The sequence below is a fragment of the Streptomyces sp. NPDC058051 genome, from assembly GCF_042885475.1.
Classification (GTDB): domain Bacteria; phylum Actinomycetota; class Actinomycetes; order Streptomycetales; family Streptomycetaceae; genus Streptomyces.
Window position 1 is genome coordinate 818,311 of record NZ_JBHVRW010000001.1, and the last position, 20,348, is coordinate 838,658.

Below are 20,348 nucleotides of genomic sequence, written 5' to 3' on the forward strand. Positions count from 1 at the left end.
CGGGCCGGCCGGGAGACGTCCGGCCGGCCCCGCCATCGGGGATCAGCCCTTCACGGCTCCTGCCGCGAGGCCGCTCATGACGTGACGTTGCATCACGACGAAGATCACCAAAATGGGGATCACGGCGAGCAGCAGGGTCGGGAACACCTTGGTGTAGTCCGTCGAGTACTGGCCGACGGCGGCGTACACACCGGTGGTGACGGTGTAGACGTCACTGCCGGGGCCGAGGATCATCTGCGGACTGGCGAAGTCGTTCCACACGCTCAGGGAGTTCAGGATGAACACGGTGGCGATGATCGGCCGCATCAGCGGCACGATGATCCGCCACAGTGTGTGGTACTTGCCGGCCCCGTCGATGGCCGCGGCCTCGTCCAGGGACCGGGGCAGCACGCGGATGTAGCCGAAGAAGACGAACAGCGTGAACGGGATGGTGGTGGCTGTCATGAAGAGGATGAGGCCGGGCATCGTGCCCATCAGTCCCACGGCGCGGAGCACGAAGATGACCGGCACCAGGATCACCTGTGTCGGGATGAACATCCCCGCGATGAAGAAGAACAGCAGCAGCCGGGAGATCAGCTTCGGTGTGCGGGCCAGTACGTAGGCCGCGGGCGCGCACACCACCATGGCCAGCGCGTTCACGCAGAGCACCAGCGCGAGCGTGGTGCCGTAGCCCTTGAGAAGGCTGAAGTCGGGGTTGTTCCACGCGTCCGCGAGGTGCTGGAACGTCGCGGTGCCGAGGTCCAGGGTGAACGGGTTGCTGAGGATCTCCCGCTGACTCTTGAAGGCGTTGACCACGAGGAGGTACATCGGCACGAGCATGCCGAGGGACGCCAGGGTGACGAACGCGACGCGCAGGGCGGCGGCCGAGGTGAGTGTCTTCTTCATCCGATGGACTCCGCGTCGTTCTCGGCGCGCCTGCGCAGGAAGAGGACCGTGAGGGACAGGACCGCGGCCGCGAGGATCAGCAGCACGGCCTGGGCCGATGCCAGGCCGATGTTCCGCTGGGGGAACGAGACCGCGAGGATCGAGTAGGCGAGGGTCTTGGTCGATCCCGCGGGACCGCCTCCGGTCAGCGACACGACGACGTCGTACGTCTTCAGCAGCGAGATGCCCGAGGTGATGACGGCGACCGTCACCGTGGGAGCCAGCGATGGCCAGGTGACGGCACGGAAGGTCTGCCACCGGCCGGCCCCGTCGAGCTTCGCCGCTTCCAGCAGATCCTCCGGCACGGCCTGGAGCCCCGCCAGATACAGGATCAACTGCACGCCGAACAGGGACCAGACGATGACGAGGATCATCGACCACAGGGCCCAGTCGGGGTCGCTGAGGAAGGGCAGGCTGTCGGTTCCGACCTTCTCCAGCATGGTGTTGACCACACCCTGGGGCCCGAGGATCGCCTGCCACAGGAAGCCGACGACCAGCGCGCTCAGGACATGCGGGTAGAACATGACCACCCGGCCGAAGGTGTTGAACCGGTTGGTGCGCTTCAGCAGCAGCGCGAGGCCGAGCGCCGCGACGTTGACGGCGACCGCGCCCACCACGGCCACCACGGCGGTGATTCCCATGGTGCTCGTCATGTCGTCGGAACCGAAGATGGTGCGGTAGTTGTCGAGCCCGATGAACTCGGGGACGCGGGTGGGGAATCCGTTGTACTCGGTGAAGCTGTAGTAGAACGCGTAGATCACCGGTACGACCAGGAGTGCGGAGTAGATCAGCACCGCGGGGACGACCATGCTGATACTGACGCCCGCGTTGCGCCATTGCCGCTGCTTCGAGGGGAGTGTGCGTGCCATGGTCAGCGGTTCTCGTCGGTCCACTGGTCGATGGCCTTGGCGGCGTCGGCCGGGCTCGCCCCCGTGTAGAGGCTCTGAGCGACCTCGGTGAACTTGGGGTTGAAGCCCGTCACCGGCAGTCGGACGTTGCCCTGGCCCTCGCCCACGGCGACGAGCGCGGGAGCATGGTCGAGAATGCCCTGGATCAGGGCGTCGGTACCGGTCTGCTTGACGTCGGAATCCTGGCGGAACACCCCGTCGGAGCCGAGCTGCGCCTTGACGGCCGCCGGGTCGGTCACGAGGAACTCCACCAGCTGCTTCGCGCCGGCCTCGTCCGACGCGCCCTTGTGCACCATGTACGGGTTGGCCATGGTGGCGCCCTGCGGACCGGGATAGCTCTTGCCGTCGGCGGCCGGCGGGGAGAACACGCCCACCTCGAAGGGCAGTTTCCCGGCCTTGGCCAGCGTGGCGGCGAACCAGCTGCCGTTGGTGTAGAGACCGGCCTTGCCGGCGATGAAGTTGCCGTCCGCCTGCGAGGGGTTGAGTCCGGCGTCGCTCTTGGCTATGTATCCGGCGTCGATCCAGTCCGCGTACATCTGGAAGGCGGGCCTGTAGGCATCGCCCACGGTGAGCTTCTGGTCCGTGACGGCGCTCTGCCACTTCGGGTGGAGCTCGTTGAGCGTCGGGTGGTAGATCTGCTGGAGCTGGAGGCCGGTCTGGTAGTCGCCCGCGGTCTGCATCGGCGTGTAGCCGGCCTTCTTGAGCTTGCCCAGATCGGCGGTCATCTCCTTCCAGGTGGTCGGAGTCGCGGTGATGCCGGCCTTCTTGAACGCGGCCTTGTTGTAGTAGACGAGCGACTGGGTCTGGGTGCCGACGCCGACGGCGAAGTGCGTGTCGCCGATGGCGTACGCGTCGAACATCGGGGTTCCCTCGGCCCAGGCCTCACCGCTGAGGTCGACCAGCTCCGGAGCCGTGTCGTCGTCCGGGAAGATGGACTGGATGACATCGGGGGCGGTCCCCGCGGCCAGTTGCTGGGGGAAGGACTCGGCGACGGACTTGCCGGTCGGGCCCTCGATCTTCACCTTCAGACCGGTCTTGTCCTCGAACGGCTTGACCAGCTTCTCCCAGTAGGCCCGGTCGAGGTTGTCGGTCAGGTTGACCATCATCCGGATCTCGCCGTCCTTGCCGCCGGACGTACCGGAGCCCGACGAGCAGGCCGCGAGGAGCAGCAGCGGAACCACGGCGGCAAGGGCGGCTCCGCGCGCCTTGCTCCCTCGGTTGGCAGACATCATTGTCGACTCTCTTCTCCTCGGTAGGGAAAGCTGGTGATCAACGCTCGCTGGACTGCGGGGCGTGCGGATGCGGGTCGTGCTCCGGTGTCACAGCCGCCCCCGGTAGGGCAGGGGGCCGACGGCCGTGATGTCGGTGGGTACCTCGTCGCCGTCGACGCGGTAGATGCCGTCGTTGGCGACGAAGAACTCGAGCGCGTCCGGATACCGCAGGTCCTCGGGAAGCGGCTCGCGGTCGGTCCAGGCGAAGAACTCCCGGGTGAAGGTGTCCTTGTCCTTGCGGCCGTAGATGTGCAGGTCCCCCGCCGTCAGCGGTGAGCGCACGCACCAGTGGACGCCGGACTCGGCCCAGAAGGCGCGGTCGCTGATCAGTACCGACTGCCGGTCCCTGGGGGCAAGCACCTTGTCCCAGAAGCCGTCGCCCGGTCCCAGCCGCGCCATCAGGAACATCAGGTCGTGGGCGTGCCAGGCGGTGCTGGGTGCGATGTCGGCCTCGTTGTGCCAGCCGCTGGCGGAGGCGAAGTAGCCACCGGGCGTCTGGTAGCCCGCATAGGTGGCCAGGCACGCCTCGGTGAACGCTTCCAGCTCGGCGTCGGGCCCCTCGGCCAGCACCTCGTGGATGCCGTAGAGCGTCAGGCCCATGCCCGCGATCAGCATGGGCGTGTCCGTCTTCAGGGCGCGGTCGCCCTGGACGTACCAGTAGCGGTGGTAGCGGACGGCGCCGGTTTCGTCGGTCCACGCCGAGCGGGCCACGTGCCGGCACAGCCGCCTCGCCTCGGCCAGCAGCTCCGGATCGCCCTGGGCGCGGTAGCCGAGCACCAGGGGGACGATCATGAGGCCGTAGTACTCGGCCGGTTCCAGGATGCCGCCCTCGGTACGGTCCCGCACGGTGCGGAACGTGCCGGAGCTGTCCGCGTCGGGTACGCCGCGGTGGTGGAACAGGCGGACCAGGGTGGCGAGGTCCTCGGGTATCTGCTCCGCGTAGGTCTTGTCGTCGGCCAGCTCCGTGTAGAGCTGCTTGACCCACACCCGGGCGTACTCCTGGTTGCAGGTACCGTCCTCACCGGCCCGGCCGCCCCCGTACATCTCGCACGCGTCGAGATTGCGGCGTACGGCCGCGAGCGCGGCGTCCACCTCGTCGTCGGGCAGCAGATGACGTGCGTGCTTCAGTGCGAGCAGCACACCGAGGCTGCCGACGGCGTTGTGGATGAGACCGGTGGTCGCCGACTCACCGACCTGGAAGCCGATGTGCCGGTACTGGCCGTCGTCCTGGAACTCCGTGGCCTGGTAGCGCACCAGCCGCCGCAGCAGCTCGACGCCCCGCTCGTCGGGCTGTTCGGCCAGGGCCTGCGCGAGGGCCCCGACGGCCGGGCCGGCGAACGTGGTGTGCCCGCTGGTGAAGTCGAGGAAGGTGAAGGGGTTCGTGCCCCACACGCTGTGGTTGTGGAAGCCGTTGACCGCGCCCTCCTCCGTGATCCAGCTGTGCAGCCAGCCGGCGAGTGCGGCCGTGTCCGGCTCGGTTGTGCGGTGTTCCATGGCGTTCCTTCCGTAGTGGTTGCACGGCCGTGCGGAGTCGGTGACGTTCATGTCCGTCTCTCCGTGGGCCGCGTCGCCCGGCTCGCGGGAAGCAGGGACAGTGCGGTCAGTTCGTCCCAGAGCGCGTCGGGGACGAAGGCCGCCAGCCGGTCGGCGTTGGTACGGGACTGGTGGGCGTTCCGTGCGCCGAGTACCACCGAGGTGACCGCCGGGTGCCTCAGGGGGTGGGCGATGGCGGCCTCCGGGAGGCTGCTGCCGTGCCGCTCGCAGACATCGGCGATTGCGGCGGCCCGGCCGAGCAGTTCACGGGAGGCCGGCCGGTAGTCGTAGGTGGCGTGCATCGGTGGGCGGGGGGCCGCGAGCAGCCCGGAGTTGTACACCGCGGCGGCGACGACGCCCACGCCCCTCTCCAGGGCGAGCGGGAGCAGTTCGTCCGCGGCGGAGTGGTCGAGCAGGGTGTGGCGGCCGGCCACCATGACGATGTCCACGTCGCAGCGGTGGACGAACTCGGTGAGCATCCCGGTCCGGTTCATTCCGGCGCCCACCGCCTTCACCACCCCCTGGTCGCGCAGTTCGACGAGGGTGTCGACGCCCGTCGTGGACGCCTCCTGCCAGTGGTCGTCGGGGTCGTGGAGATAGACGATGTCGACGTGGTCCAGGCCGAGACGTTCCAGACTGCCCTCCAGGGACCGCAGGATCCCGTCCCGGCTGAAGTCCCAGCTGCGGCGGGACGCCGCGGGCACCACGAATCCGCCGTCGTCCCCGAGGTGCGCCGTCTCCGGACTCGGCACCAGCAGCCGGCCCACTTTGGTGGAGACGGTGTACTGGGACCGGGGACGCCGCGAGAGGGCCGCGCCGAGGCGGCGTTCGGACAGCCCGAGCCCGTAGTGCGGGGCCGTATCGAAGTAGCGGACGCCGCTCCGCCAGGCCGCGTCGACGGCGCCCGAGGCGTCCTCGTCGCTCGTGACCCGTCCGAGGTTGCCCAACTGGGCCGCGCCGAAGCCGAGTTCTGTCAGAGCCGGGGTGCGGGCGGCGGTTCGGGTACGCATGCGCCTCACCGGACCCTGGCGCGCGCGGAGGCCGCGAGGTCCTCCGGGTGGGCGAACGGACGGCCCGCCGCGAACCGCTCCACCTCGTCGACGACGGCGTCTCCGATGCGGTGCAGCTCACCGCCCATGGAGCCGGCCAGGTGCGGGGTGAGCACGACGTTGTCCAGCGACCACAGGCCGCTGTCCGCGGGGAGCGGTTCCGGGTCGGTGACGTCGAGCACGGCGTCGATCCGGCCGCTGCGGAGCTCCGCGGTCAGGGCGTCCTGGTCGACGACGGCTCCACGGGCGGTGTTCACGAGCGTTGCCCCGTCGCGCATGAGGGCGAGCAGGCCCGCGTCGATCTGCCCCCGCGTTCGCGGTGTCAGCGGCTGGTGCAGGGACACCACGTGACTGCTTCTCATGAGTTCGTCGAGCGGCACCGGCCGTGCACCGAGGCCGATGGCCTCCTCCGCGGTGAGAGTGGGGTCGTACAGGAGCACGTCGACATCGAAGGAGCGGAGCAGGGCGAGGACCGCGCGGCCCACGGTGGAGGCGCCGACGATACCCACGGTCTGCCGGTAGTTGCCGGGTACGGAGTGCGTGGCCGGATGGTCCGGAACGCTCCTGGACCGCCGGTACGCCCGCGCGGCGGGCAGCGCCCGCTTGCCGGCCAGAAGGATCATGGCGAGCGTGTACTCGGCCACCGGGACGGAGTTGGCGGCCCGGGCGTTGGCGGCGACCACCCCGCGGGCGGCGAAGGACTCGGGATCCTCCAGGCAGGTCGCGGCGACACCGCCCGCGTAGACCACGGCCCGCAGCCGGGAGACGTACGGGAGGTGGGCGGCGCGGACGACGGGTGCGTTCCAGCCCGCGACGAGGATGTCCGCCCCGGCCAGGTCCTCCCGTGAGCGGGCGGATTCCAGCTCGGTGAGAACGAGGCCGGTGTCGATGTCGGCGGCCCGGCGAAGGCGGGCGAACGCGTTCTCGTCGAAGAGGGAGCCGGGCAGACCCGGCGGGTTCATCGCGAGGACGGCACGTGGTCGTGTCACGGGGCGATCCCCTTCCGGGCGCGCCCGACGGCACGAGGGTGCCCGGCGGCGGTGCTGTCGGTGGGCCGGCCGTCGTGTCCGGACTCGGCCACGAGGCGCAGGCCGGCATCGGGCGGCCGGACGTGGGGTCCGGCAGGCTGGGCCCAGCCTGCCGTCTCCTCAAGACGCGCGATCGCCGCCTCGTCGACGGTGATGCCGAGCCCCACGGAGTCACCGAGGACGATGCCGCCGTCGGCGATCTCCTGGTCCACGGTGAGTCCCGCCGGGGCCGAGGTGTCCTGTACTTCGGTGACCAGGTGGTTGGGGGTCGCGGCGGCGGCGTGGGCGAGGGGGTTGGTCTCGTATCCGACCGGGCTGACGGGCAGGTCCTGGCCGTGGGCGAGGGTGGCGACCCGGAGGAAGTGGGTGATGCCCCAGACGCTGCCGGTCTGCACCACCTGCACGGCGTCCCCGGCCAGGAGGGGCCGGAACTGCTCCAGTCCGGTCAGGTTCTCGCCGGTGGCGACGGCAGTGCGTGCGGCTCGCCCCACGGCCCGGTTGCCTGCGACGTCCCACCGGCGGACCGGTTCCTCGATCCAGGTGAGATCGACGTGCCTCTCGATGCGGGCCAGCAGCCGCACCGCCTGGTGTCTGCCCCAGGTCTCGTTGACGTCGAGCATCAGGGCGGGGGAGCGGGTGGTGGCTCGTAGCACGTCCGCCACCGCGTTGAGCCGCGTGATGTCGCGGTCGGTGTCGAGTCCGCCCTTGATCTTGGCTCCGGTGAAGCCGCGTTCGGCCCAGCCGGTGTACAGCGCGACGAGTTGCTCGTCGTCCAGGGCGATGTCCAGGCCGGAGGCGTAACCGGGAACGAAGCGGTCGGCGGCGCCGAGTGTGCGCCACAGTGGTTCGCCGGCCATCTTGGCCTTGAGGTCCCACAGCGCCATGTCGAAGGCGCCGATGGTGCCGAACACGGTGCCACCGTGGCCGGTCTTGAACGTGTGGGCCAGCATCCGGTCGTAGAGGGCGGTGACGGCCCGGGGGTCCTGACCCTCGATGGCGGGGAAGATCCGATGGGCCTCGGTGTGGGCCCCCAGGCCCACGCCGGTGAGGCCGTCGTCGGTTTCGACCAGGACGACCGGGACTTCGGTGACCCCGCTTGCGACGAAGCCGTTCGCGTCCCCGACGGGGCGGCCCCAGTGGTGCACGGTCCGCAGGGACCGGTATCCGGTGATCTTCATCTGCTCCCCCTCTGAGTGCTCGTTAGCAGCCCCTGGGCAGAGGCGCGGGAGGCCTCCGGGGTGGCTGGTGCGTCCCTGGACCGGTGACCTGTGGTCCGGGAAGGCCGGGCGCGGGCCGCGGGGGATGGTGCCGGGGCACGCGGCTCGCGCTCGACGACCGCGCCGTTTGCTGATGGTTCGGGGGCGTTTTCTCTTGGCGCGGGCCATGGCGTCGCGCCGTCGAGGGGGAGGCCCCGTGCCACCCCTTCAACAGTCGTAACGTATCATACAAGTGACGACCTGGAGGCTCTGCGGTAACGCCGAACTCGCCTGTGCTGCACGGTTCGTGGACGGCGAAACGCCATGTCGGAGCACATGCTGTGCCCGATGGGCCCGGATCCGACCCCGGCAGGTCCGTCGCCCGCACCAGGGGGCGACCCTGAACGCGCGGGCCGGTCGTACACGGTCCGTCCCGGCCGGCCCGCCTCCCGTCCGCCCGTGCGGCTGCGTCCGGCGATGCCCCGCCCACGCCCATGGACCGGGGGCCCGGTTCCGCGTTCTGCCCCGCGCCGTGCGGACCGTCGGGCCGGAGCGTTCCCGAGGCCGCCCGGCTGTCAGCCCGAGGTGCCCGGGCCTGTCGGACCGGCGAGGTAGCCGTCCACCTCGCCCGCGGCGTGGGCGGCGAACATCGGCCCGGCGATCTCGGGATCCCCGGAGCGCAGGACCTCCAGGAGCTCCGCGTGGTGCTCGGCCAGCGCGCCCCAGCCACCGTCGTAGCGGGGGTCGCCCAGTACGTGGAGATCCCAGAGGCTGGACTCGATCACGCGCCACAGCCGGATCAGCGCGTCGTTGCCGGCGGCCGCGCACACATGCCGGTGAAACGACATGTCGGCGCCGCGGAAGGCCGCGATGTCGCCCTTGTCCACGGCGAGGCGCAGCCGTGCCACATCGTCCGTCAGCAGCCGTGTGTGCTCGGCGTCCAGACGGCCGGCCGTGCGACGGGCCACGTACTCCTCAAACATGACCCGGATGTCCCGCACGTCCTGGGCCTGTTGCTCGGGGATCCGGGCCACGCGCGTGCCGCGGTGCGGCTGGGAGGTCACCAGGCCCTCGTGCGCCAGACGCTTGATCGCCTCGCGCGGCGGTGCCTGACCCGTGCCCACCCGGCGGGCGATGTCCGCCTCCACGAGACGCTGACCCGGCGCGAGTTCACCGCTGACGATCCAGTCACGCAGCAGCGCGTACACGTGGTCCGAGAGCGGCCGGTGCGGGAGGCGTGCCGGGGCCGCTCCCGCCGCGCTTCGGCCGCCCCCTCGCCGGCGCCCGGCCTTCGGCGGTTGCACCCCCTCGGGCAGCTCGGCTGCCTGCTCACGCCGGATGCGCGCCACGGTGGACTGCGACAGGCCCAGGGCGTCCGACAGGGTGCGGGTGGACGGCACCGGAGTGCCGTCGCCGGCCTGCGCGAGCACCTCCGCGATACGCGCCTCCGCCTCCCGTCTGGTGACGCTGCGCGGTCGGCCCGAGCGGGGAGCGTCCCTCAGTCCGGCCACGCCCCGGCGCACGTAGCGGTCCCGCCACTTGGCCACCGTGGCGGGACTGACCTGGAACCGCTGAGCCACCTCGGCGTTGGTCAGCCCTTCGGCCAGGGCCAGGACGATGCTGCTGCGCAGACGCACCGCCCCGGGCGGCTGACGCGAGTAGTCGGACAGAGCCGCCCGGTCCACCTCGCTGAGCTGGGGAAACGCCTGCGGATCGGAAAATGTCATGGCTTTGCCACTCCACGGTTGGGTGAATTTATGACTCGGAGGGCCACGGGAATGACGTCCCGCACACATCAACTTATTGTTCGCTCCGGCGTATTGACGGCGACCGGGCGCGAACATCTTACTTATCGTGCTCAGCCAGTGACCCACCAGATCGTGCTCCGCGAAGCCCCCGAGGAGGAGACGCTGCGTGAACAAAGGACCGGAGGGACAGGGTCCGGAAGAACCGGCTCCGTGTCTCCCGTCCGCACCTGAACACCGTCCCCGGCCCGGCCCGGGACACCAGGAACCCCCCGGGGACAACCGCCCCCGATCATGACGGCCCGCGCGACGGCACCCCCGTGCCCGCGCTTACCCGGGCCGAATCCCTCCTGTGCCCTTCCGCGCACGTACGGCCCGGGCGGAGCGTTCCTGCTCCCCGGTGACCGGCGGGCGATGACAGACCGAACGTGAAGCCGCGATGACGTGCTCGGACGTCGTCATCGCGTGCAGGAGCACGCCCCGGTGCGGCACGACCCGTGCCCCGCCCGGCGGCCGCACGTCCACGGCCGAACGACAAAGCCACACAACGCACGTGGCAAGGAGACCTCATGCCCCTCACCACCCTCGTACGAAACAGGTCAAGACTTCCCCTGCTGCTGGCGGCCGGCGCCCTGCTGGTCAGCGGAGCGACACTGAACGTCCCCGACGCGCAGGCGCAGGCGACCGGCTGCAAGGCCACCGATCTCTTCGTCGCGCCCGACGGGAGCGACCGGGCCAAGGGCACCGAGGCCAGCCCCTTCAAGACCATTGAAGGCGCCCGCGACCACATCCGTGACAAGGGCCTCAACCGCCCCGGGCGCATGCGTTGCGACATCAACGTCAATCTGCGCGCGGGCGACTACCCGGTCTCCACCACGGTCGACTTCGACGACCGGGACTCGGGTGCCGACGGGCACCGGGTCGTCTACCGCTCCTACGACGGCGTGGGCAAGGCCCGTGTGATGGGCGCGGCCCCGGTCACCGGCTGGGAGGAGTACAAGGACGGCATCTACCGTGCGGACGTCGGCACGGACAAGCCCTTCTACACCCTCTTCGAGGACGGCAAGCGCGCCACCACGGCCCGCTACCCCAACCGCAAGTCCGACGACGAGTGGGCCCCCTACATGACCTCCGTGCTCGCCGAGCCGGAGAAGGAGGCCGTCCACCAGTGGCTGTACTCCAGCCCCGGTGACTGGGACGCGAGCTGGAATCTCGACCAGGCCTCGGCCGTCGTCTGGTCGGGCGGCAGCTGGAGCTGGTTCACCGACACCGTCCCGATCCGGGACTGGAACGCGGCGAAGAACCAGATGACCCTGAAGTACTGGACCCGCTACGCCCTGATGAACTCCCGCGGGGGCTCCCGGTACTTCCTGCAGAACTCGCTGGACTTCCTGGACCAGGCGGGCGAGTACTACATGGACTTCAAGAAGGGCCAGGTGTACTACAAGCCGCGTGGTGACATCAACGACGTCACCGTTCTGCGGCCCACCGTGAAGACCCTGTTCAACCTGGCCGGACCCAGCCCGGACCGGCGCGTGCAGAACCTCTCCCTCGACGGGCTCTCGCTCCAGTACACCGACTTCGTCGACTGGTACCGCTACGCCTGGATCAGCGACGGCGACTCCGGCGAACCGCACAAGTACCCGGAGTACGACCGGCAGATCGAGCTTCCCCGCAACCGCTTCGGCGCCGTCACCGTGACCAACAGCAAGGACATCACCCTGTCCCGGCTGCACATGTCCGACACCGGTTACCACGCGGTGTACGCGCTCTTCGCCAACGACGGACTGACGGTCAGGGACAGCCTGCTGGAGAACATCGGCGGCGACGGCATCAAGGTGGAGGGCCCGTACCCGGGCGAGGGCAACACCTCCAACGGACACCTGCTGACCAACAACTACATCACCCACTACGGCGAACTGGTGCCCGGCGACGCCTCCGGCATCGAGCTCCTGAACACCGGTCACAACACCATCAGTCACAGCCACATCAAGCACAGCGCGCGCTACGGCGTGAGCCTCGAAGTGCGGCCCGAGGTCGCTCCCGCGGACGACTACGCCCGCGACAACACCTTCGAGTACCTGCGCATCGACCAGACCGGCCTGGACAGCGGTGACATGGGCGCCTTCTACACCTACGGAGTCAGCAACGTCGAACCGCACACGATCGACAACCACGTCCGCCAGATGGTCATCGGCGATGTGATTCCGGACGGTTCCATGCCGGACAGCGGAACCCGCGGTGTCCACATGGACGCCGGCGGCTGCGGGTTCAGCTTCGAGAACATCGAGGTCGGCAAGACCACCGACCAGAGCTACCAGAGCTACCGGTGCAACGACGTGAAGAACGCCAACTGGGAAGACGGCTACGACGCCTCGAAGATGGAGTACGACAAGATCGGTGTCTCCGCCGACTTCCCGTACCCGCTGCCCGAGGGCGACACCCAGTGACCGGTCACTGACCGGACACCCCGAGAGGTACGGGCCCGTCCGCGGGACCGGCGACGGTCCCCACCCGGACGGGCCCGTACCTCCGCACCCCGGGGGGCGGGACGCGGCCGCGCCCCCCGCCCCGCGACCGGCACGTCACCTGCCCGCACCGCACCACACATCTGGAGGCACCCCATGTCCGAGTTGTCCCGGCGGAACGTCCTGGCCGTTGCCGGAGCATCCGCGGCGTCGATGGCCCTGAGCGCCGGAAACGCACAGGCGGCCGGAGCGGCCGGAGCCGCCGCACAGGCGGCCGGCGGCTCTGCGCACGGTCCCAACCCCATGCGCCTGTGGTACCGGTCCCCGGCGGCGGAATGGCTGGAGGCACTGCCGGTCGGCAACGGCCGGATCGGCGCCATGGTCTTCGGCGGTACCGACACCGAGCGGCTCCAGCTCAACGAGGACAGCCTGTGGGCCGGGGGCCCGCACGACTACGTCCGTCCCGGTGCCGGAACACACCTGGACGAGATCCGCCGCCTGGTGGTGGAGGAGAAGTGGAACCAGGCGCAGCGGCTGATCGACACCGACTTCATCGGCAGCCCCTCCGAGCAGGTCGCCTACCAGGTGCTCGGTGACCTCGAACTCGCCTTCGACGGCACGGGCGAAGTGACCGACTACGAACGCGAGCTGGACCTGGAGACCGCGGTCGTGCGCACCGGCTACACGCGCGCCGGAGTCCGTCACACGCGGGAGGTCTTCGCCAGCAGCCCCGACCAGGTCATCGTCGTACGGATGACCGCCGACACACCGGGCGCCATCGGTTTCACCGCCCGCTTCACCACTCCCCAGCGGGCGACCGGCTCCACCGTGGACGCGCACACCGTCGCGCTCGACGGCGTCAGCGGCGACTGGTACGGCCTGCCCGGGTCCGTGCACTTCCGCGCGCTCGCCCATGCGCGGACCGAGGGTGGCCGCGTGTCCACCGCTGACGGCGCGCTGACCGTCGAGGACGCCGACAGCGTGACCCTGCTGATCTCCATGGCGACCAGTTACCGCAATTACCTGGATGCCGGAGCCGATCCCAAGGACAGGGCCCGCCGACACCTCGCCCCGGCGGCCGGACGGCCGTACGAGCACCTGCGCACCCGGCACGTGGCCGACTACCGGCAGTTGTTCTCCCGGGTCGCCATCGACCTGGGTTCCTCGGAGCGGACCGCTCTGCCCACCGATCAGCGCATCCCGCTCTTCTCGGACGGCAAGGACCCGCAGTTCGCCGCCCTGTACTTCCAGTACGGGCGCTACCTGCTGGCCTCCTGCTCCCGGACACCGGGCCAGCCCGCCAACCTCCAAGGTCTGTGGAACGACAGCCTCAACCCGGCCTGGGAGTCCAAGTACACCGTCAACATCAACTTCGAGATGAACTACTGGCCGGCCGGACCCGCCAATCTGGCGGAGTGCTGGGATCCGGCCGTGCAGATGGTCCACGAACTGGCCGAGTCCGGAACCCGTACCGCCAAGGCGATGTACGACGCACCCGGCTGGGTGCTGCACCACAACACGGACGGCTGGCGGGGGACCGCGCCCGTGGACGCCGCACAGTACGGCATGTGGCCGACCGGTGGCGCATGGCTCTGCCTGATGCTCTGGGACCACTACCGCTTCACGGGTGACAGGGGCGAGCTGAGCCGCAACTACCCGGTGATGAAGGGCGCGGTCGAGTTCTTCGTCAACACGCTCGTCGTGGATGCGAAGACCGGCTGGCTCGTCACCAACCCCTCGCAGTCCCCCGAGGTCACCCATCACCAGGACGAGGGCGAGAGCGTCAGTATCTGTGCCGGTCCCACCATCGACATGCAGCTCCTGCGGGACCTGTTCGACGCCTACCGCAAGGCCGCCCGGGAACTGGGCCGGGACGCCGGACTCGTCGAGCGGGTCAGTGAGATCCGCGACCGTCTCGCGCCCACGCGGGTCGGGTACCTCGGCCAGATCCAGGAGTGGCTGGAGGACTGGGAGGAGGCCGCGCTGGTCCGCAGCCGTCATGTGTCCCACCTGTACGGCGTCTTCCCGAGCGCGCAGATCAATCCGCGCACGACGCCCGAACTCGCCGCTGCCGCGGTGAAGAGCCTGGAACTGCGCGGAACGGCCGGTCAGGGATGGTCCCTCGCCTGGAAGATCAACATGTGGGCCAGGCTCCTGGACCCGGCACGGGCGTACAAGCACCTGGCGGACCTGCTCACCCCCGCGCGCACCGCCCCCAATCTCTTCGACCTGCACCCGCCGTTCCAGATCGACGGCAATTTCGGCGGGATCTCCGGCATTACGGAGATGCTGCTGCAGAGCCACGCCGACGAGATCGCCCTGTTGCCGGCGCTTCCCGGGTCCTGGCCCGCCGGCTCCTTCCGCGGGCTGCGGGCCAGGGGCGGATTCGAGGTCGACCTCGCATGGACGGCGGACGGGATCACGCACGCCGAGGTGCGCTCGCTGCTCGGCAACCCGGTGCGTGTCCGGACCCCGCACCCGGTGAATGTCGAGGGTGCCGGTGCCGACCGGCCCGAGGAGTGCGTGGTGTCCTTCGATACCCGCCGCGGCGGACGGTACCTGCTGACCGCCCGGCCCACGGGGCGCTGACGCGGGAGAGCGGCCCACCGGTCAGCGGCGCGACGACGGGCTGGTTCGTGGTGCGGATGCGCTTGTCGACGAGGAGGTGGTCGTCGAGGCCGAAGGGGGTCGAGAACGGGGCCCCGCCGTCCTTCACTACGTCGGCCACTCTGCTCGTGAGGGAAGGGGCGCCGACGACGTCGAGGATCGCGTCGACTCCCCGGGGAACGATCCTGCGCAGCGCCTGCTCCAGTGGCTCAGCTCCACGTGTACGTCGCCGTCTGCGACCGAGCGGGTGTGGCGTCTTGGCGGGCCGTGAGGTCGATGTGCCTGTGACAGAACGAAGACGTCGCGGAGGACGGCCTGTGACTCGGTGCGAGATACAAATATGTCCGACCGCATGCACCGCGTTACTCCCGGGGGAACACCGTGAAGTACACCCGTATCACTGCTCTTGCCGCCATCGGCGTTGCCGCCACCCTCTCGCTCACCGCCTGTGGCAGCGACGGCTCCGGGAAGCACTCGTCCTCCAGGGGCTCCTCGTCCTTGTCTTCTTCGTCCTCGGACGGTGGCTCGAAGGCGGAGAGCAGCTCGGGCTCCGGCGGAGCGGAGGCCGACAACGCGAAGTCGGGCTCCGGTGAGAACACCAAGGAAGAGACAGCCACGAACGGCGCGACGACGACCGGCGGCAAGGTCACGTTCTGCAAGACGGAGGACCTGGCCATCGACGCGGTGGACGCCGCGCCCGACAAGGACTCCGGCAGGATCGACATCACCATGATCAACCGGGGTTCGACCACCTGCTCGGCAACGGGCTTCGCGGGCGTCGACATCAAGGACGCCGACAACACCTCGAATCCCATCCAGCGCAGCCACGCCCAGCCGCGTATCACGACCCTGAAGCCCGGCGACGCCGCTGTCTTCGACCTCGCCTACGACATCGACAACACCGGTGGCAGCCTCGCGTCCCCGACCAACATCCTGGTGACGCCCCCGAACGAGACCCACACCGTGAGCCTGAAGTGGCCCGCGGGCGCGGGGGAGATCAAGGGCGCCTACACCGACGTTGAGGTCTACCCCACGCACACAACCAATTAGGGGTGGCGCCCGCGGCCAACGCCGGTGCCGAACCGCCGCATCCGGCGAGGCTCCTGGCCATCGACGCTCAGTGAGACGCGCAGGGCGAAAGGCGGAGATCCGGTCGTGACCGGATCTCCCTGACTCCCGACGGCCGAGTGCCCCGACGCCTCCGAGGCTGATGGAAGGGGGCCGGATTCCGAAACGGGGAATCCGGCCCCCTTCGTGTGCCCGCAGCGCAGCATTCGCACGACATCGTCAGGCGGCGCCGTAGAGAACCCGCATCGCCTCCGTTGTTCAGGTCGGGTCGCCTGACAGCCGGGGCAATGCCGTCCGTTGGCCTGCTCCTGCTGGACGAAGGCGGGCTGACCATGGACCTGACGTTCCGGCCTCCGCCGACGGCACAGATCGCCTGGGCGCTGGGTGATGACGACCACCGCATGGTGCTGGAGCTGTGCCATGACATCGCCCGGGACAAGACGCCGGCGTGGATGAGGGATCGGTCGCACAGATCCGCTGGGGGAGCGGCGGCAAGTACCGCGCCCCGATCCGGGACGGGCTGATCGTCGCAGCGTTCCGGCACTACGAGTCGAGGGCAGTCGCGTGCGATGTCCGGATCGGTGTAGCGCCGTACCCCTTCGCAGTTCATGACCACCTCGGGGACGAGCTGGTGAACCGCCTGCCGCAAGGGCTCAGCTTGTGAGTGACAAGGCCGCGGTGTGGCAGACCTCAACCCCGCGCTTCCAACGCCGCGAGGACCGCGTCGTGCTTGTCCTTGTCCAGGCCGACCGGGATCTTCCCCTGCAGGTACTTCGGCACCGGGTACCCGCCCTTGTCGAGCGCCCGCCAGGTGTCGGCGACGGTCCGGGCGACCGGTCGGCAACGCATCCCGGCAGCGAGGGCCTTGGCCGATGAAGCCGTCCAGGTACCGGCGACATCCGGGATGTCCGGGGCCCACAGCGGCAGCTCGGTCCACGGGGCCACGTCGTGGTCCTGGAGGAACTGCTCGTCGGCCCATACGAGTTCGGTGTCCGCCCCGGTTGCCTCGACACAAGCCGCGAGGAGGTCGCCCATGGTGGTGTTCCCGGGCACCCCGGTGGTCAGATAACGACCGAAGCCGCCGTCGGCGAGCCGGTCGAGCATGAAGACGCCGATGTCCCGGGCGTCGACCAGTTGCATCGAACGGTCCGGGGATCCCGGAGCGAGCACCCGGCCACCACGCGCGATGGTCTCCAGCCACCACGGCAGTCGGCCGACGTTCTCACCCGGACCGACGATGATGCCGGGATTGACGATCAGCGCGCTCTCGGCGAAGCCCTCCTCGACGGCCCGCTCGCAGCCGGCCTTGAGCGCGTTGTACGGCACGTCGTCCGGCGAGGCGTCGACGGCACAGGCGTGCCGGGGAAAGGACTCGTCGACGCCCTTGGCGGGCCAGTCGGCGTACGCGTGGAACGACGAGACGAAGGCGTAGGCATCAGCGTGCCCGACAAGCGCCCGCACCGACTTCCGTACGGTCAGAGGCTCGAACCCGCAGGTGTCGACCACCCAGTCCCAACTACGGCCCTCCGCGAGCGCGGCCAGCGCGCTCTCGTCCTCACGATCCCCCTGGACCGCCTCCACCCCGGCAGGTGTCGGGCCCGACTGCCCGCGGTTGAACAACGTCACCTCGTGCCCGCGCCGAAGCGCCTCGTCGACGAGCGCCCGGCCCAGGAAGACAGTTCCACCGATGAAAAGGATCTTCATGCCCGCGAGACTTTCATCATGCAGCGAAGTTGCCAAGGGGCCCCTCCCACCAGCGCTGACCGGGACCGCGTGACGTTCCCGAACACACCCTCGCCCGGCGGCCCTTCCTTCTCCATCCTGGCCAACGCGGTCGCCGGCTCCGTGGAGATGGCCGTGCTCATGGAACGCATCGTTCGTCAGGCTGCCGACCCGACGTGGCGGCCGTGGAGGTTCCCCAAGACACCTTACCTGAGCCGCAGAACCTCCGCGGCCAGGGCACGCAGCACCGGCACCTACGCGCCCGGCCGGAAAGAAGGCGCCGACCCTGTCTCCGGACCCGGTGCGGCGCACCAACCTGCCCAACACGACAGCAAGAAGCGCCGAGGGCCCACACACTGAAGGCGAAGGAGACAACGGTGACCACTATCAGCGAGTACGCAGAGCTGTCCGCCCTGGACATCGCCCGTCACGTACGGAGCGGCTGCTTCACAGCCGTCGATGCCGTCACAGCCGCCCTGGACCGCATCAGTGAACATGACGCTGCGCTCCACGCGTTCACCGAGGTCTGGGCCGAACAGGCTGTCCAGCGGGCTGCCGGTGTCGACGCGCAGCTCGCCCGTGGCGCCCAACTGCCGCTCGCGGGAGTTCCCATCGGCGTCAAGGCGAGCGAAGGCCCCCGCTCCCACCAGAACGAGCGCCTGGCGGCCGCCGGATGCGTGCTGGTCGGCGCCACCTCGGTCCCGCGCATCCGCTCGGGCTGGCAGACGTACGGGCACACCGACCGGGGTCTCACGCTCAATCCCCTTAACCCGGCGTGGTCGCCCGGCGGCTCCTCTGCCGGTTCGGCGGTCGCGGTCGCTGCCGGCCTGGTGCCACTCGCCAGCGGTTCCGACGGTGCCGGATCGGTACGCATCCCGGCCGCATGGTGCGGCATCGTCGGTTTCAAGCCCACCAACGGTCGACTTCCTGCCCGCGACCGGGCTGGCCTGAACTCGCCAGGCATCCTGGCCCGCAGCCCGGAGGACGCCCTCGCCTACCTCGAAGCAGTCGACGAGTCGCCAGCGGTGGTGCCCCGCTCCGCTTACCCGCTCACAGCGACCTGGTCGGCCACTCTGGGATATGCGGACACCGATGCGTCGGTCGCCGCCGTCGCCCGCCGGGCAGCCGAACGACTCAGCGAGGCCCAGTTGATCACTCTGACCGGGTCCGACCTCACCCTCATGGACCCCGCGCCCGCGTGGACGGCACTCCGCGCGGGCAGCCCTCCCTCCGACGCCGACAGGGTCACCGCCAACAATGAGCGGCTGCGTGACTGTTTCGAGAAGGCCGACCTCCTCATCACCCCCACCACGCCTCACCCACCGCACGGCCATGACGGCCCAGGCCAACGGATGAGCGTCGCCCTGACCTGGGCCTTCAACATCAGCGGCCATCCAGCACTCACCCTGCCGGTAGGAACCACCCCCGCGGGAGAACCTGTCGGTCTCCAACTCGTAGCCCGCCACCACGACGAGCGACGACTCCTCGACATCGCCGGGAGCTTCGCCGCCTTCCTGAACGCCGAGACCGACCCCCCGGAGTGCCGAGCCCTCCCTTCCGCGGACCGCCGCGCCTACCCTGGCAGGCATGACCACGGGGGATGAACTGCTCCTGCTCGCGATAGTCCCGGGCAGGCAGCGCATACGGATACGAAGCGAGGACCGGCTTCGGTACGCCCTGCGGATCTCGGAGTTGGCGGATCTGTGCCTGGCCGGACGGATCGCCGTCGGGCGTCGGCGGATCGAGGTGCTGGACACCCGGCCGGTCGAGGACCGTCGCCTGAGCAATGTCCTGCAAAGTCTCGGCACAGCTGCTCCCCCGCCCGGCCTCAAGGACTGGCTGCGCCGGACACCGCGCTCCCTGACCGTCGAGTACCTCTCCCGACTGGAGGACCAGAAGGCGGTCCGTGTCCGTCGGTGGCGCGATTCCAGCGGCCGTACCCGCAACGACATTCTCTCCGTGGACCTGCCACGCCGCCAAGCGCTGCTGACCCGCCTCGACAGCGTGGTCCGCTCCGGCACCGCAAGGTCCACCGCCGACCGCAACCTCACCCTCGCCGTGCTCGCCGAGGCCGCGCGCCTCGCCCCTGCCGCCTACCCTGGACTGCGCGGCATCAGCAACCGCCGCCGTATGGCCGCCCTCGCCGCAACGCTCCGTCTCACCCCCGCAACCGCCGGAGCGGTCCCGGTCGCCGACGAGGAACTCGCTGTGGCACTGACCACCGGCGCCGACGTCCTCACCCGCCAACTCCTCGGCGAGCTCAGTGACCTCTACGCCGACTTCACCACCGGCGGCCACGGTCTCGGCCACGACCTGGACTCCGGCAGTTGGTCAGAAGGCGGCGGCGCAGGCGGCACCGGTCACCACAGCGACGGGCACGCCGGCTGGTGACTCCGACAGCCGGACGCTGCGGCGCCCGGTCACCTGCACCGGAGCAATCCAGGTGAAGCCGTCCGGCGGCCACTCCTGCCCGCCTACGATGCGCTCGTGCGCGTGCTTCAGGACGCTGGAGCGGTTCTGCCGGCAAGGCGGGGCGAGAGTCTGCTGCCGGCCCGTGCGGACGGACGATGGACACGCCGCCGCGGTGCACCCGGCGCTCGCGCGTCATCATGGTGGAGCCCGTGCTCACCCAGCCGGCGAAGCTCACCGCGAGCGAGACACACCGGCTGGACCGCGCGATCGTCGCCATCAGCGTCAACCCCGAGCTGGGCACTCCGGTGCCCAGCGCCTCCTTAGGGCTCGCAGAGAATCAACATGCGGGTTTGATGTTGTCCGGGGGCTCGGTGCCGTAGGCGTCGAGGTAGGCGGCTACGTCGGTAGGGGTGGTGA

15 protein-coding genes and 1 pseudogene are annotated in these 20,348 nt (G+C 69.8%); 7 read left to right on the forward strand and 9 right to left on the reverse strand.

What is annotated here, in order from left to right; genetic code table 11:
- Positions 1–42 precede the first annotated feature (42 nt).
- The 8 genes from ACFVUT_RS03470 to ACFVUT_RS03505 all read right to left on the reverse strand — a co-directional run bounded on the left by ACFVUT_RS03470 (position 43) and on the right by ACFVUT_RS03505 (position 9,636).
- Positions 43–885, reverse strand: coding sequence for a carbohydrate ABC transporter permease (locus ACFVUT_RS03470; RefSeq protein WP_389643502.1), 843 nt, complete (start codon positions 883–885; stop codon positions 43–45).
- Positions 882–1,793 carry a carbohydrate ABC transporter permease gene (locus ACFVUT_RS03475; RefSeq protein ID WP_389643505.1) on the reverse strand — a complete coding sequence of 304 codons (912 nt, stop codon included), beginning with the start codon at positions 1,791–1,793 and terminating at the stop codon, positions 882–884. The genes ACFVUT_RS03470 and ACFVUT_RS03475 overlap by 4 nt, the downstream gene beginning before the upstream one ends.
- A 2-nt stretch (positions 1,794–1,795) precedes the next feature.
- Positions 1,796–3,061 carry an ABC transporter substrate-binding protein gene (locus ACFVUT_RS03480; protein WP_389643508.1) on the reverse strand — a complete coding sequence of 422 codons (1,266 nt, stop codon included), beginning with the start codon at positions 3,059–3,061 and terminating at the stop codon, positions 1,796–1,798.
- Between the two features lie 90 nt (positions 3,062–3,151).
- Positions 3,152–4,597, reverse strand: coding sequence for a hypothetical protein (locus ACFVUT_RS03485; protein WP_389670906.1), 1,446 nt, complete (start codon positions 4,595–4,597; stop codon positions 3,152–3,154).
- A gap of 47 nt (positions 4,598–4,644) precedes the next feature.
- Positions 4,645–5,646, reverse strand: coding sequence for an aldo/keto reductase (locus ACFVUT_RS03490; protein WP_389643514.1), 1,002 nt, complete (start codon positions 5,644–5,646; stop codon positions 4,645–4,647).
- Positions 5,647–5,651: 5 nt separating this feature from the next.
- Positions 5,652–6,674, reverse strand: coding sequence for a hydroxyacid dehydrogenase (locus ACFVUT_RS03495; RefSeq protein WP_389643517.1), 1,023 nt, complete (start codon positions 6,672–6,674; stop codon positions 5,652–5,654).
- Complete coding sequence (locus ACFVUT_RS03500; RefSeq protein WP_389643520.1) at positions 6,671–7,891, reverse strand: mandelate racemase/muconate lactonizing enzyme family protein; 1,221 nt, start codon at positions 7,889–7,891, stop codon at positions 6,671–6,673. The genes ACFVUT_RS03495 and ACFVUT_RS03500 overlap by 4 nt, the downstream gene beginning before the upstream one ends.
- A 593-nt stretch (positions 7,892–8,484) precedes the next feature.
- Positions 8,485–9,636: an FCD domain-containing protein gene (locus tag ACFVUT_RS03505; protein WP_389643523.1), complete on the reverse strand. Its 1,152-nt coding sequence runs from the start codon at positions 9,634–9,636 to the stop codon at positions 8,485–8,487.
- A gap of 587 nt (positions 9,637–10,223) precedes the next feature.
- Between ACFVUT_RS03505 and ACFVUT_RS03510 the strand changes: the two genes are divergently transcribed.
- From ACFVUT_RS03510 to ACFVUT_RS03525, 4 genes and pseudogenes are all read left to right on the forward strand, one after another.
- Entirely contained in the window at positions 10,224–12,104 is a 1,881-nt protein-coding gene (locus ACFVUT_RS03510) for a right-handed parallel beta-helix repeat-containing protein (protein WP_389643526.1), read from the forward strand.
- Positions 12,105–12,278: 174 nt separating this feature from the next.
- Complete coding sequence (locus ACFVUT_RS03515) at positions 12,279–14,711, forward strand: glycoside hydrolase N-terminal domain-containing protein (protein WP_389643529.1); 2,433 nt, start codon at positions 12,279–12,281, stop codon at positions 14,709–14,711.
- 399 nt (positions 14,712–15,110) lie between these two features.
- Positions 15,111–15,779 carry a DUF4232 domain-containing protein gene (locus ACFVUT_RS03520; RefSeq protein WP_389643532.1) on the forward strand — a complete coding sequence of 223 codons (669 nt, stop codon included), beginning with the start codon at positions 15,111–15,113 and terminating at the stop codon, positions 15,777–15,779.
- 305 nt (positions 15,780–16,084) lie between these two features.
- Positions 16,085–16,356 (forward strand): annotated as a pseudogene (locus ACFVUT_RS03525) (relaxase domain-containing protein); the annotation flags it as partial.
- 131 nt (positions 16,357–16,487) lie between these two features.
- On the opposite strand, the gene ACFVUT_RS03530 reads toward ACFVUT_RS03525, so the two are convergent.
- On the reverse strand, positions 16,488–17,501 hold the full coding sequence (locus tag ACFVUT_RS03530) for an NAD-dependent epimerase/dehydratase family protein (RefSeq protein WP_389643535.1): 1,014 nt from the start codon (positions 17,499–17,501) through the stop codon (positions 16,488–16,490).
- A gap of 395 nt (positions 17,502–17,896) precedes the next feature.
- Here ACFVUT_RS03530 and ACFVUT_RS03535 point away from each other — a divergent pair, with 395 nt between their 5' ends.
- The 3 genes from ACFVUT_RS03535 to ACFVUT_RS03545 all read left to right on the forward strand — a co-directional run bounded on the left by ACFVUT_RS03535 (position 17,897) and on the right by ACFVUT_RS03545 (position 20,311).
- Positions 17,897–19,123, forward strand: a complete 1,227-nt coding sequence (locus tag ACFVUT_RS03535; RefSeq protein ID WP_389643538.1) for an amidase — start codon at positions 17,897–17,899, stop codon at positions 19,121–19,123.
- On the forward strand, positions 19,107–19,910 hold the full coding sequence (locus tag ACFVUT_RS03540; protein WP_389643541.1) for a GPP34 family phosphoprotein: 804 nt from the start codon (positions 19,107–19,109) through the stop codon (positions 19,908–19,910). The genes ACFVUT_RS03535 and ACFVUT_RS03540 overlap by 17 nt, the downstream gene beginning before the upstream one ends.
- A gap of 176 nt (positions 19,911–20,086) precedes the next feature.
- Positions 20,087–20,311 carry a hypothetical protein gene (locus ACFVUT_RS03545; protein WP_389643544.1) on the forward strand — a complete coding sequence of 75 codons (225 nt, stop codon included), beginning with the start codon at positions 20,087–20,089 and terminating at the stop codon, positions 20,309–20,311.
- The last annotated feature ends 37 nt before the right edge of the window (positions 20,312–20,348 follow it).